Annotated in this window: 12 protein-coding genes; 6 read left to right on the top strand and 6 right to left on the bottom strand. The window is 63.3% G+C overall.

Going from position 1 to position 12,839, the window contains the following annotated elements; genetic code table 11:
- The 5 genes from E5W87_RS18300 to E5W87_RS18280 all read right to left on the bottom strand — a co-directional run.
- The coding region (locus E5W87_RS18300; RefSeq protein WP_292400336.1) for a copper resistance CopC/CopD family protein at positions 1 to 1,185 on the bottom strand (1,185 nt) is incomplete at its 3' end.
- 56 nt (positions 1,186 to 1,241) lie between these two features.
- The gene (locus E5W87_RS18295; RefSeq protein WP_292400333.1) at positions 1,242 to 1,760 is read right to left on the bottom strand and encodes a YcnI family protein; all 519 of its coding nucleotides are present in this window, start codon (positions 1,758 to 1,760) and stop codon (positions 1,242 to 1,244) included.
- Between the two features lie 40 nt (positions 1,761 to 1,800).
- A complete protein-coding gene (locus tag E5W87_RS18290; protein WP_292400329.1) occupies positions 1,801 to 2,340 on the bottom strand; it encodes a copper chaperone PCu(A)C in 540 nt (179 codons plus the stop codon).
- Between the two features lie 103 nt (positions 2,341 to 2,443).
- A complete protein-coding gene (locus E5W87_RS18285) occupies positions 2,444 to 2,800 on the bottom strand; it encodes a DUF2946 family protein (protein WP_292400325.1) in 357 nt (118 codons plus the stop codon).
- Between the two features lie 239 nt (positions 2,801 to 3,039).
- Positions 3,040 to 3,942, bottom strand: a complete 903-nt coding sequence (locus E5W87_RS18280) for a GntR family transcriptional regulator (protein ID WP_292400322.1) — start codon at positions 3,940 to 3,942, stop codon at positions 3,040 to 3,042.
- Between the two features lie 261 nt (positions 3,943 to 4,203).
- On the opposite strand from E5W87_RS18280, the gene E5W87_RS18275 reads away from it, so the two are divergent.
- From E5W87_RS18275 to E5W87_RS18250, 6 genes are all read left to right on the top strand, one after another.
- Entirely contained in the window at positions 4,204 to 5,709 is a 1,506-nt protein-coding gene (locus E5W87_RS18275; RefSeq protein WP_292400319.1) for a UxaA family hydrolase, read from the top strand.
- A 62-nt stretch (positions 5,710 to 5,771) separates the two neighbouring features.
- Positions 5,772 to 6,770, top strand: coding sequence for an aldo/keto reductase (locus tag E5W87_RS18270; protein WP_292400316.1), 999 nt, complete (start codon positions 5,772 to 5,774; stop codon positions 6,768 to 6,770).
- Between the two features lie 347 nt (positions 6,771 to 7,117).
- Positions 7,118 to 8,113, top strand: coding sequence for an ABC transporter substrate-binding protein (locus E5W87_RS18265; protein WP_292400312.1), 996 nt, complete (start codon positions 7,118 to 7,120; stop codon positions 8,111 to 8,113).
- Positions 8,114 to 8,206: 93 nt separating this feature from the next.
- Positions 8,207 to 9,760, top strand: a complete 1,554-nt coding sequence (locus tag E5W87_RS18260) for a sugar ABC transporter ATP-binding protein (RefSeq protein WP_292400309.1) — start codon at positions 8,207 to 8,209, stop codon at positions 9,758 to 9,760.
- Positions 9,757 to 10,722 (top strand): ABC transporter permease, encoded by a 966-nt coding sequence (locus tag E5W87_RS18255; RefSeq protein ID WP_292400307.1) that lies wholly within the window; start codon positions 9,757 to 9,759, stop codon positions 10,720 to 10,722. The genes E5W87_RS18260 and E5W87_RS18255 overlap by 4 nt, the downstream gene beginning before the upstream one ends.
- Positions 10,723 to 10,790: 68 nt before the next feature.
- Positions 10,791 to 11,807: a zinc-binding alcohol dehydrogenase family protein gene (locus tag E5W87_RS18250; RefSeq protein WP_292400304.1), complete on the top strand. Its 1,017-nt coding sequence runs from the start codon at positions 10,791 to 10,793 to the stop codon at positions 11,805 to 11,807.
- 248 nt (positions 11,808 to 12,055) lie between these two features.
- Here the strand turns inward: E5W87_RS18250 and phnF are convergent, their stop codons facing one another.
- Positions 12,056 to 12,805 (bottom strand): phosphonate metabolism transcriptional regulator PhnF, encoded by a 750-nt coding sequence (gene phnF / locus E5W87_RS18245; protein WP_292400366.1) that lies wholly within the window; start codon positions 12,803 to 12,805, stop codon positions 12,056 to 12,058.
- Positions 12,806 to 12,839 lie beyond the last annotated feature (34 nt).

The raw sequence follows: 12,839 nt of genomic DNA, 5'->3' as shown, positions 1-12,839 counted from the left end.
CTGTACTTCCGTTTCTCCCGCTTCGGCCGGAGCGGTCAGCTTCCAGCGGTTGGTCGCAGCCAGCGTGAATAGGAAGAACAGCAACGCCAGCTTGACCAGCAGCAGCCGGCCATAGGCGGTATCGAGCAAAGCTGCGGGCGCCTGCACCTGGATGATGGCGAGCACGATGCCGGTCGCTGCGAGCATGGCCACGACAGGCAGGATGGCTTGGGAAAACCGGCGCAGGAAAGCTGCGGCATCAACCGGTTTCCGCCTCATGGCGAGACCGAGCGGCGTCAGCGCCCCGGCCCAGAAGGCGATGCCGGCTCCGTGCAGAAACACCATCGGCCTTGTCAGCCATTGCGGTTCGGCAGCACTTGCGTGCCCGCTGGCGGCGAGGGCGGCACCGACGCCGGCCACGCCGGCAAGGGCAAACGGTTTTGCACGGCCGCGCGGCCCGACCAGCGACAGCAGGCCAAACCCGAGCGCTACCAGGGCGACCAGCACCGTCCAGCCGAAGCTGGTGCCGAGCCCGGCCTGCCAGACACCCGCCTGCGCCAGCCGGGCGAGCGGTGCACCGAGCGCGTCCAGTCCCTGCAAGCCGAGCGACAAGGGCGCAGCGACAAGGCCGCACAGGATTGCGGCGATGACGAAGCGCTGGCCGGAACGCCCGCCCTTCGCCAGCCAAGCGATGGCAAAGGCACCGCCGACGCCGAGAAAGAGGCCGACATAGAGAAGTATCTTGCCGATCCAGATCGCCGTCGTCAGACCCCGATCGACAGCTTCGGAGACGGCTGGCGCAGCGCTCGGCGTGCCGATGGAAAACAGCACCGAGCCGCCGACCGGATGGCCATCGGCGGAAATCACCCGCCAGCTCAGCACATGCGTGCCGGATCCAAGCGTTTGCGGATTGTCGATCCTGACCGTCTGGCCGTTGAGCCGATAGGACGTCAGCGGAACCGGTGTCCCGTCGGACTGCACCAAGGTCAGCGTCAGCGGGGAGACCGGCTCGCTGAAGCTCAGCGAGAACTGCGCGGGGCTCTGCGCCAGCACGGCGCCGTCCGCCGGGTCGGTTGTGATCAGCGCTGCGTGGGCGAAGGCCTGACTTGGCGCGGCAATGGCGGCAAGCAGCACAATTGCAGCCAGCAGGCCGATAGCAAGCCGGCCGGTTGTGTAGACCGTTTGCAGGATGGATGCCGCGCTCATGTCACCGCCACAAAAACAGCGGCGCGCTCTTTCGGATAGAGCGCGCCGCGCAAGGATCACTTCTTCGGCGAAAGCTTGAGGCCAGGCGCGGGATATTCCAGCGCATCCTCATCCTGGCCAGCTGCCGGAATCTCGATCCAGCGTTCGGCAGCGCCGTCGCATTCCTGCACCACCGGGAAGTAGAGCGTTTGGCCGGCAGGCAGGTCCGCCGCCAGTGTGCCGCGGAAGACGAATTCGTCGTAGAATTCGTCCGGCAGGTTGCCGCCGCTCCAGTCGACTTCCCTAGCGCCTGACGTTACCGTCTCACCATAAAGCTGGTAGGATTTCTCGTACTTGCCCTTCTTGACCTGCAGCGTCCAGCCGGCCTTCGGCATCGGCTTTACCGAAATCACCCCTTCCGGGATTTGCACGCGCACGGCGGTCGTCGCCTTGCCCTCGCAGCCATGCGGCACGCGCAGGATCGCCTTGTAGGTCGAACCGACAGGCGCCTCCTGCGTTTCGAGCGTGATGTGCGCAAAGGCCGAGCTTATCCCCAAGACGAAAAACGCGCCGGCCGACAAAAGATACCTGTTCATGATGGTCCCTCAAATTTCGAATTGTCCGGATCTGGCCGGGTCAGTTGGCGTGATTGTCCATGCCGCCTGTCTCGCCCATGCCTTCCACAGCGAAGTCGACGATGACAGCGCCGGCCCTCTCGAAGGTCAGCGTGGCTGGAAACGTCTCGCCTTGCTTCGGTTGCCGTTTCAGCCCGACGAACATCAGATGATAGCCGCCGGGTGCCAGTGCCACCTTGCCGCCGGCCGGAATTTCAAGGCCGCCGGTGACCGGCCGCATGGTCATGACGCCATCGCTCACACCCATTTGATGCAGTTCGGCCTTGGCCGAAATTTCAGAGGAGATCGACAGCAGCCGGTCAGGCGAACTGCCGGTGTTGGTGACGGTGAAATAGCCGCCGGCGACTTTGGCGCCGGGCGGCGTGGCGCGCGACCAGGGATGCCCGATCTCGAGGTCGCCAACCTTAAACTCATGCGCGAAAACGGCCTGGGCGCTGACGAACAGGAGGGCGAGGACGAACACGGTGATGCCGAGACGCTCCTCGAAGTGGCGCAGGAACGGGCGGTTGCGGCCGAACCGCGCGCGGAAAAAGTGAGACATGATAGCTCCAAGAACTAAGAGATCGCGCCGTTGGCCGGTCGCGAACAGTTTCGATGTTGAATGAATGCCCTCGCGAAGGCTTCCGCAAGGCGATCTGGAACGATCAGGCCGTCGCCGGCGGTGCGCGCGGATTCGACGGCGAGCGGTCGCGGGTGAAATCGAGGTGCCGGAACGCCGGCAGCACAAAAGCGACGGTTTCGACGGAAAGATTGCCGGCCACCGTGCCGGCAGCGGGGGGCGGCACGTAAGCAGCCGAGGCCATGCCGCAGCCAAGCACACAGCAAGCCGGCATGTGCTGCTGGTGTGGATCGCCGCCTGGAAGCTGGGCGGCGCCCTCCTGAGTGCAGATGACGTTGCCGAAGGCGTCGAGTCGCGAAGCGTTCGGGCTTAAGTCGAAGGCGAATGCGCCAAGCGCCGACTGGAGCACGAGCAAATAGGCCGCAGCGAACGCGGCCGGCATGCTCCATCGTCTCCGCCGGATATTCAAAGACCTGCCTCTTCACGCAGCAACGGCCAGATATCTAGCACGGGCTCAGCAGGTGGAAAATCGCCAAATCATTGCTGCGGCAACGCGGCGCGATCAATGCATGTCGCCCAAAAGCACGCGCTCGGGCTTGACCCGAAGGTGCGCAGCGGTTTTGGGAGAACGACATGAATAAGAACAAGAACTTAAAGCCGTCCCATGTTTAGACCCGCGCTTTAAGCCTGTTGCGGCTGCTGGCCTTCGGGGATCGATGTCAGCAGCGTATGCCGTGCCGACTTCAGATGCTTGCGGCAGGCGGCGTCGACCTTGCCGAGATCGCGCGATTTGAGCGCGGCGATATAGGCCAGGTGCTCCGTGACCGCCACTTCATTGCGCTCGCGCTCCTGCGCCTTGTTCCACTGGTAGTGGTAGTGGAAGATCATGGCGATGACATCGTAGAAATCGACGATGAAGCGATTGTGCGACGCACGGTGGATGAGCCGGTGAAAGCGCTCGTCGAGCTCCGAGAACTCATTGAAGCGCATGGCAATCTGGCGCGCCAGCAGGCGATGCTCGTCTTCCAGGAGGTCGAGGTCGGCCCAGACCGGACTGTCTTGCGGCAGGGCAGCAAAGGCGGCAGCCGAGCGCAATTCGAACATCTCGCGGATTTCAGTCAATTCCAGCGCGAAAGCGCGGGTAAAACCTTTCAGCACCCAATGACTGTTGCGGCGCTTCTCAATAAGCCCGAAGCGGGAAAAGCGGATCAGGAACTCGCGCACGCTGGTGGTGCCGACGCCGATCTCGCGCGCCAATTCGAGCTCGTTGATCTGCATGCCGGGCTCAGCGCCGCCGGCAAGCAGCCGCCGCATGAAGGAGCGCTCGATGATCTGCGATAGCGTGTCGGTCTCTTCCTCGGGGAAAAAGTCGTCCGGCTGCGGCACGCGCAAAACCGTCTTGCTGCGCTTGTTCCAGGCGATCAGCCCCGTCTCTTCCATACGCGCAAGGATAGTGCGGATCGTCGTGCGGCTGACGCCGAGCAGCACACCCAATTCGGGCTCCGACGGCAGGCTCTTCGTTTCGTCGAGCAGCCGCAGACCGCGATTGTAGGCGTCCTTGTAGACGTTGTTGCTCTTAGACATCCCTGCCCCGTTGCGCGCCGGCGCTTGCAGCGGCCAGCTTGAAGCGCGATATGATAAAAGTTCCTAGTGCGCACGCCCTCAAAAAGTGGAATCACCTTCCAGCATCAGGACTAGCTGGTCCTCTGCGCTTCCGGATTTACGCGCGACGCTTTCGCAAAAAACAATTGACGCAAAACTGTTTTTTCACGATAAAAGACATTAACTGTTAACAGGCGCGTGTCAATCCGCTAGCGCATCCCAGGAACACCCAGGAAACTGCCCGTGAACGCCGCAAACAGCATTCTTCTGTCTCCCGCCGACAATGTCGCGGTCGCCAATGGCCGTATCGAGATCGGCACGGTGCTGCCGGGCGGCGCCGTTTCCACGGCCCTGATCGAACCCGGTCACAAGGTGGCGATCAAGCCGATTGCCGCTGGCGAGGCCGTGGTCAAATACGCCCAGGCGATCGGCCGTGCCACTGAAGCCATCGCGCCCGGTGAACATGTCCATTCGCACAATCTGGTCTTCGAGTCCGGGCGTTTGCCGGTGGTGCCGCCGAGCGAAGCCGTGCACGCGACCGAGGCCGACCGCGCCCGCACCTTCATGGGCTACCGTCGCGCCGACGGCCGTGCCGGCACGCGCAACTTCGTCGGCATTCTCGCCAGCGTCAATTGCTCGGCCACCGTTTGCCACGCCATCGCCGACGAGGCGAACCGCACGCTTCTGCCCAGATACCCCGGCATCGACGGCTTTGTTCCCATCGTCCACGGCCAGGGCTGCGGCATGAGCGCCACCGGCGACGGCATGATGGTGCTGCACCGCACGCTTGCCGGCTATGCCCGCCATCCGAATTTCGGCGGCGTGCTGATGGTCGGTCTCGGCTGCGAGGTCAACCAGCTCACCCTCTATGGCCAGAAGGGTGTCGCCGCGGGGAAACGTCATTTCAACATCCAGGAAGCCGGCGGCTCGCGCAAATCGGTCGAGAAGGCGATGCTGGTGCTGACCGAGATCGCCGAGGAGGTCGGCAAGCTTGAGCGTGAGCCGATCCCGGTCAGCGAGATCGTCGTCGGCCTGCAATGCGGCGGCTCTGACGGCATGTCCGGCATCACCGCCAATCCGGCGCTGGGCGCCGCGGTCGACATCCTGGCCGGCGTCGGCGGCATCGGCATCCTATCCGAAACGACGGAAATCTACGGCGCCGAGCATCTGCTCGCCTATCGCGCGGCGAGCCCGGAGATCGCCGCCAAGCTGGACGGCTATGTGAAGTGGTGGGAAGACCATGTCGCCAAGCATGGCGCCTCCATCGACAACAATCCTTCGCCCGGCAACAAGCGCGGCGGCCTGACCACCATTTTGGAGAAGTCGCTTGGCGCGGTCGCCAAGGGCGGCCAGACGCCGCTCAACGGCGTCTTCGGCTACGCCGAGAAGGTTACCGGCCATGGGCTGGTGTTCATGGACACGCCCGGCTACGACCCGGTTTCAGCCACCGGCCAGGTTGCGGGCGGCGCCAACGTCATCGTCTTCACCACCGGCCGCGGCTCCTGCTTCGGCTGCCGGCCGACGCCGTCGATCAAGGTCGCCACCAATTCGACCATGTATCATCAGATGGAAGAGGACATGGACGTGAATTGCGGCGTCATCGCCTCGGGCGAAAAGACCATTGCCGGCATGGGCCGCGAGATCTTCGAGCTGATCGTCGAGACGGCTTCCGGCCGCAAGACCAAGAGCGAGGCGTTCGGCTATGGCGACAACGAGTTCGTGCCCTGGCATCTCGGCGCGACCCTCTAGACCAGCCACCAACTGATTTAAGACATAGACGGGCCAGGCAAATGGCCGGTGGGAGGCTTTGCATGAAGAAACGCCGCGTCGGCAGCACCGCGCTGGAAATAACCGAGGTCAGCTTCGGCGGCGCGGCGATCGGCGGCCTCTACCGAACTTGCCCGCGCGAGGCGGCGATGCAGACGCTGCAGGTCGCCTGGGATACCGGCTTGCGCTATTTCGATACGGCACCCTTCTACGGTTTCGGCCTCTCGGAACGCCGCTTCGGCGATTTTCTGCGCGACAAGCCGCGGGACTCCTACGTGCTGTCGACCAAGGTTGGGCGCCTGTTCCGGCCGGTGCCGGAAGACCAGATTCCGGACCACTCCTATATCGATCCGCTGCCCTTTGCGCTCGACTACGACTATTCCTACGACGGCATCATGCGCTCGGTCGAGTTCAGCTATGCACGGCTTGGCCTCAATCGAATCGACATCCTGTTCGTCCACGACATCGGCGTCTACACGCATGGCGTCGAGAAAACGAAGCTGCATTTCCGCCAGTTGATGGACGGCGGGCTGAAGGCGCTGGAGGAGCTGAAGTCGTCCAGGATCATTTCCGCCTACGGCCTTGGCGTCAACGAGGTGCAGATCAGTCTCGATGTGCTGCGCCAGGCGCCGCTCGACTGCATCCTGCTTGCCAGCCGCTATTCGCTGCTCGACCGCACCGCCGAAGCCGAATTGCTGCCGCTTTGCCGACAACGGCAAACCTCGCTGATCATCGGTGGCGTCTTCAATTCCGGCATCTTGGCGACCGGCCCGGTGCCGGGTGCGCATTTCGACTACCGGCCAGCCACCCAGAACATTCTCGACCGCGTCGGTGCCATGGAAAAAATCGCCGCCGAGGGCGGCTATCCGCTTGCCGCGGCGGCGTTCCAGTTCCCGCTGCACGAGCCTGCGGTAGCTTCTGTGCTGACGGGCACCGCCAAACCGGCCAATCTGGCGCGAAATCTCCAACTGCTCGACATCCAGGTGCCCGAAACAGAATTCACCAAATATGATCCCTACACGGTCGTACAGAAACTCGGCTGATGCGCTGCGGCCTCCGCCGTTCGCCGGCGAACGGCGGACGGTACGATCAGGAGCCGTCACGATCGTATGCCAAAAAGAATGAACATTCCATCTTGACTGGTTATTGGAATTAATATTCCATACCTTTCGAAGAGGATCTGCAGGGTTGGCAATGAGGATCGGCAAGGAGGAGGCTCCCCTTCCGGTCCAGCCATATGGAGACCGATACGAAACACCGCTTGCGCCGGTCCAGCCTATGCACTATCAGAATGCGGTAAATGTTTTTTATTGATAAAGTTCCGTTTGGGCAACGCCTATCCAAACCGAGCTTCCGCAACGTTCACCGGGCGATTTAGGGAGGAAACCTAATGAAATTCGTGACCAGCATTCTCAACCGCCGCGCATTCGTGGCGCTCGCTGCCGCCTCGATGCTTGCCGGCGTGATGCATTCGGCGCCGGCTTCGGCGGCGGACGTGACCATTCCGATCATCGTCAAGGACACCACCTCTTTCTACTGGCAGATCGTCCTGGCCGGCGCCCGCAAGGCCGGCAAGGACCTCGGCGTCAACGTGCCGGAACTCGGCGCCCAGGCGGAGACCGACGTCAACGGCCAGATCTCGATTCTTGAAAACGCCGTCGCCGGCAGCCCGGCTGCCGTCGTCATCGCACCGACCGAAGCCAAGGCGCTCGGCAAGCCGATCGATGAGGCAGCCACCAAGGTCAAGATCATCGGCATCGACTCCGGCGCCGATTCCAAGGCCTTCACCTCGTTCCTGACCACCGACAACATCCAGGGCGGCCGCGTCGCCGCCGACGGCCTGGCGGCAGCCATCGGCGAGGCCAATGGCGGCAAAGTCGAGGGCGACGTCGCCCTGATCACCGCACTTCCGGGTGCCGGGTCGCTCGAACAGCGCGCCCAGGGCTTCAAGGAGCAGCTTGCCGCCAAATATCCGGGCCTCAAGCTCGTCGCCGACAAATATGCCGACGGCCAGGCCACAACCGGCCTCAACATCGCGACCGACCTGATCACCGCCAATCCGAACCTCAAGGGCATCTTCGCCTCCAACCTGATCATGGCGCAGGGCGTCGGTCAGGCGATCGCCGAGAACAGCCTGGCCGGCAAGGTCGGACTCGTCGGCTTCGACAGCGACGAGAAGCTGATCAAGTTCCTCAACGACGGCGTCATTTCGGCTCTCGTCGTCCAGGATCCGTACAGGATGGGCTATGACGGCATCAAGACGGCGCTCGCCGCCTCGAAGGGCGAGAAGGTCGAGGCCAATGTCGACACCGGCGCCAACCTTGTCACCAAGGCCAATATGAAAGAACCGAAGATCGACGCGCTGCTCAATCCGAAGCTCGACTGAGCACCGGCATTTGGCGCACCGTTTCCGGGGCCTCGTTGCCCCGGAAACGACCTACACTCGTGCCACTCGTGAGGCCAATCTGGGAGGATTGTCATGACGTCGACGGCGCAGGAACTGCATCCGGCCCCAACGCTGGAACCGGGCAGGACGATCCTCGAACTCAAGGGACTGGAGAAGCGATATCCCGGCACGCACGCGCTGAAGCCGGTGAACCTCGCCTTCAAGGCCAGCGAAATCCACGCCATCGTCGGCGAGAACGGCGCCGGCAAATCCACCCTGATCAAGCTGCTGACTGGCGTCATGCCGCGCACTGCCGGCGACGTCATCTGGGAAGGCAAGCCGGCAGCGCTGGCGACGCCGCATGAGGCGATGGCGCTCGGCATCAATGCCGTGCATCAGGAGGTCGTTCTGTGCCGCCATCTCACTGTCGCGGCCAACATGTTCCTCGGCGAGGAGGATTCCCGCTTCGGCATCCTGCAGCAGCGGGCCATGGTCAGGGAAGCGCAGAAGATCATCGATGATCTCGGCTTCGATTTGCCGGCGCATGTCGTGCTGGGTGACCTGACCATAGGCCAGCAGCAGCTGATCGCCGCCGCCCGCGCCACCGTGCGCGGCACCAAGTTCCTGATCTTCGACGAACCGACTGCCTATCTCACCCGGAAAGAAGCCGATCAGCTGTTCACGCTGATTCGCCGGCTGAAGGGCGAAGGCGTCACCATCATCTACATCAGCCACCGCATGGAAGAGGTGTTCGAGCTCGCCGACCGCGTCTCCGTGCTGCGCGACGGCACCCTTGTCGGCACCAGGAACATCGCCGAGACCAACGACGCCGAGCTGGTCAAGATGATGATCAACCGCTCGATCGAGCAAGTCTACCACAAGGAGCATTTCACCCCGGGCGCGACGCTCCTCGAAGCCAGAAATCTCTCCGGCAAGGGCTTCGAAAATGTCTCAATGACAGTCCGTGCCGGCGAAATCGTCGGGCTCTACGGCCTGATCGGCGCCGGGCGCAGCGAGTTCGTCACCACGCTCTACGGCCGTCATCGCAAGTCGGCCGGCCATATCCTCTGGGAGGGCAAGGAGGTTCAGGTCAACTCCGAGCATGACGCTATCAGGCTCGGCATGGCGCTGGCGCCGGAAAGCCGCCGCGACCAGGGCCTCTGCCTCAATTTGCCGGTCGGCCTCAATCTCAATCTGCCGATCTACAAGCGCATCTCCAGCAATCTGCTGATCTCCAGCGCACAGGAGAAGACCGAGGCGGATCGCCAGATCGCCAATCTCAGGATCAAGACGCCGACGCGCAACGCGCTCGCCTCCAGCCTGTCCGGCGGCAACCAGCAGAAGATCGTCATCGGCAGGTGGCTGGCGCACGGCGCCAAGCTGTTCATCTTCGACGAGCCGACCGTTGGCGTCGATGTCGGCACCAAGGCGGAGATCTACCGCCTGTTCGGCGAACTGTTGTCCAAGGGCGCCGGCATCATCCTGATCTCGTCCTATCTGCCCGAGGTCTATGAACTGGCCGACACGCTGCATGTATTCCGGCGCGGCAAGCTGGTGGCCACGCATGGCTTCCGCACCGCCAATCATGAGGACATTCTCACTCAGGCGCTCGCCGAGAAACAAGAAAAACCGGGAGGACAGATATGAGCACCGAGGCGATCCCGGCCGAAAGGCCGAAACGCAACTACAACGCGCTGTTCGGGCTGACACTGCTGGCGCTGCTGGTTCTTTTGTGGATCATCCTGGCGGTGGCGACGCCGAGCTTCGCCTCCGCCAACAATATCTCGAACCTGCTGCGGCAGGGCTCGATGATCGCCATCCTGGCGGTCGGCCAGACCTTCGTCATCATCACCGGCGGCATCGACCTCTCCGTCGGCGCCGTCGTCGGCTTCGCCACCGTCATCGTGGCGATGCTGATCAATGCCGGCGTGCCGCTCTTCCTCGCCATCCTGATCACCTTGCTGGTCGGCGTCGCCATCGGCATGTTCCATGGCTTCGGCATCGTCAGGATGGGCCTGCCGCCCTTCATCATCACGCTGGCGACGCTGACATCCCTGCGCGGCATTGGCCTGTTGATGACCAACGGCAACTCGATCTCGATCAACAACGATGCCTTTCAGCTGTTTTCGCGCAGTTCCTTCCTCGGCATCCCCAATCTGTTCTGGATGGTGATCCTGGTCGGCATCCCCGCCTACATCTTCCTGCATCATAGCCGCTGGGGCCGGTATCTGTTCTCGGTCGGCTCCAACGCGGAGGCCTCGCGTCTGTCCGGTGTCAACGTCCAGCGCACCATCTACATGGCCTATACGCTGTCTGGCCTGTGCGCGGCTTTTGTCGGCGTGCTGCTCGCGTCGCGCATCGGCATCGGCAATCCGACACAGGCCGAGGGCTGGGAGTTGCAGGCGATCGCCTCGTCGGTGATCGGCGGCACTTCGCTGTTCGGCGCCGTCGGCTCGGTGCACGGACCGCTGCTCGGCGCCTTCATCCTCGCCACCATCAACAACGGCGCCAATCTCTTGAACGTCAACGCCTTCTGGCAGCGCATCATTACCGGCGTGCTGATCATCGTCATCGTCTATTTCGACGGCCTGCGCCGCCGCGGCAAGTAGATTATCGTAACAACCGCCGGCCCAGCGCTAACCGGGCCGGCGGTACCATGAACCGACTGGATCAAAGCATGAAAGCCGTCGTCTGCCGTTCGCCCGGTGAGCTTGTTCTGGAAGACCGCCCGGCGCCAGGCACTCCGCCCTCCGGCTGGGCGCTGGTCGCGGTCAGTCATGTCGGCATCTGCGGCACCGACTATCATATCTTCGAGGGCAAGCATCCGTTCCTCGCCTATCCCCGCATCATGGGCCATGAGGTTTCCGGCACCGTGATCGAGGCCGGCGAAGGCGTTGATCTTGAAATCGGCGAGCCGGTGGTCATCAACCCGTATCTCGCTTGCGGCAAATGCATCGCCTGCCGGCAAGGCAAACCGAATTGCTGCGTCAGGATCGAGGTGCTCGGCGTGCATCGCGACGGCGCCATGTGTGAACGCATCCTGGTGCCGGCGCAAAATCTCTATCCGGCCAACGGCCTGTCGCTGGCGGATGCCGCCGCCGTCGAATTCCTGGCGATCGGAGCGCATGCAGTGCGGCGCTCGCTGGCGCAGCCAGGCGCGCGCACGCTGGTCATCGGCGCTGGGCCGATCGGCCTCGGCACGGCGCTGTTTGCCCGCATCGCTGGTCTCGACGTGACGCTGCTCGACATGAGCGCCGAGAGGCTGGATTTCGCCGCAAGCGAACTCGGCTTCGCGACCCTTGACGGTTCGCGGGCGGCAGCAACCGACCTAGTGCGGGAGGCGACCGGCGACGAAGGCTTTGACGTGGTTTTCGATGCCACCGGCAACACCCAGTCCGTCCAGTCGGCCTTCGCCCATGTTGCGCATGGCGGGACGCTCGTCCTGGTCAGCGTCGTCAAGGACGACATCGTCTTTTCCGATCCCGAATTCCACAAGCGCGAAATGACGCTGATCGGCAGCCGTAATGCGCTGCGCGCCGACTTCGACCATGTCGCCGCTTCGATCCGCGATGGTGCTGTGCCGCTGGCAAAGCTCGTCACCCATCGCACGACGCTTGGCGAGACGCCGCGCGACCTCGCCCGCTGGGCGCATGAGAAATCCGGCCTGATCAAGGCGGTCATCCAGGTCGGATGAAACCGGCAGCCCTAAAGCGGGATGCGTCAAAACAGGGCATCCGGTTTGTTTTAATTCCACTTGGCTGCAAAGATGCACCAAGGTGCGTTGAGATTCAGGTCAGGCCGAGTCGGAGTCGAAGACGGGCGCGCAGCGACCAAACAGGCGGGTTCCGAGAACCGGAACGGAGCGTACGTTTGGGTACGTGAGTACCGGAAGCGCAGCAAACCGCCATTTGCAGGCCGGCCTCACCTGAATATCAACGCACCTTAAAGCGCCGACAGTTTAAGCTCGACCCGCTCAGCCGGAAACCGCGTTTCGGCGAACTGGATCGGCTGGCCGTCCAGCGTGACGTTGACGGCGACCGTGACCAGCACGATGGCCCCGGGCTGCAGATCGAGATCGGCGAGATCGGCGGCATCCGCGTGGCGGGCCGACAGCACCGTCGATTGCCTGAGATAGTCACTGATCCCGAAACGCTGGAGCGAGGCGGTCACCGACCCAGTTTCCGCGATAGCGGTCTCGATACCTGCGAAGCGTTTCGCATCGAACCAGCCGGTGGCGCGCGAGACCGACTGCCCGTCGGCTTCGCCGCGCGTTTCGAGGCGGATGACGCTGGCACCCTTGGCAAGACCTAAGCCTTCTGCGACGCGCCGGCTGGCCGGCTCGACCGCCGATTCGAGCAGCACGCTGCGGCGCTCGGACGCTTGCCCTTGCAAGCCCTCCGAAAAACGCGTGCGGGCGCCGATCGGATAGGACAGGCGCTTGCGCGACAGAACGAAAGTGCCGCGGCCTTGCTCGGCCCTGAGCACGCCATCCTGCACCAGTGCTGCGATGGCGCTGCGCACCGTATGGCGGTTGACACCATAGCGCTCGGCCAGTGCGACTTCCGGTGGCAGCGCGGTATTCTCGGCAAAGTCGCCGACGGCGATCGAATGCAGGATCTGATCGGCGATCTGCCGCCACAGCGAGACGCCGCTGCGCCGCTCTATGCTGCCGGCAATCTGCTGCCCGATCACTTCTCGCCCCAATCTTTTCGCCCCCAACCATTTT

Source organism: Mesorhizobium sp. (assembly GCF_004962925.1).
Taxonomy (GTDB): Bacteria; Pseudomonadota; Alphaproteobacteria; order Rhizobiales; family Rhizobiaceae; genus Mesorhizobium.
Note: the sequence above shows the minus strand (reverse complement) of the source record. Positions and strands in the feature narration are given on the sequence as shown.

Bases quoted from the DNA above. Each gene is read 5' to 3' on its own strand.
- E5W87_RS18295 (WP_292400333.1), bottom strand. From the start codon at position 1,760: ATGAACAGGTATCTTTTGTCGGCCGGCGCGTTTTTCGTCTTGGGGATA.
- E5W87_RS18290 (WP_292400329.1), bottom strand. From the start codon at position 2,340: ATGTCTCACTTTTTCCGCGCGCGGTTCGGCCGCAACCGCCCGTTCCTG.
- E5W87_RS18285 (WP_292400325.1), bottom strand. From the start codon at position 2,800: ATGCCGGCCGCGTTCGCTGCGGCCTATTTGCTCGTGCTCCAGTCGGCG.
- E5W87_RS18280 (WP_292400322.1), bottom strand. From the start codon at position 3,942: ATGTCTAAGAGCAACAACGTCTACAAGGACGCCTACAATCGCGGTCTG.
- E5W87_RS18270 (WP_292400316.1), top strand. From the start codon at position 5,772: ATGAAGAAACGCCGCGTCGGCAGCACCGCGCTGGAAATAACCGAGGTC.
- E5W87_RS18265 (WP_292400312.1), top strand. From the start codon at position 7,118: ATGAAATTCGTGACCAGCATTCTCAACCGCCGCGCATTCGTGGCGCTC.
- E5W87_RS18260 (WP_292400309.1), top strand. From the start codon at position 8,207: ATGACGTCGACGGCGCAGGAACTGCATCCGGCCCCAACGCTGGAACCG.
- E5W87_RS18255 (WP_292400307.1), top strand. From the start codon at position 9,757: ATGAGCACCGAGGCGATCCCGGCCGAAAGGCCGAAACGCAACTACAAC.
- E5W87_RS18250 (WP_292400304.1), top strand. From the start codon at position 10,791: ATGAAAGCCGTCGTCTGCCGTTCGCCCGGTGAGCTTGTTCTGGAAGAC.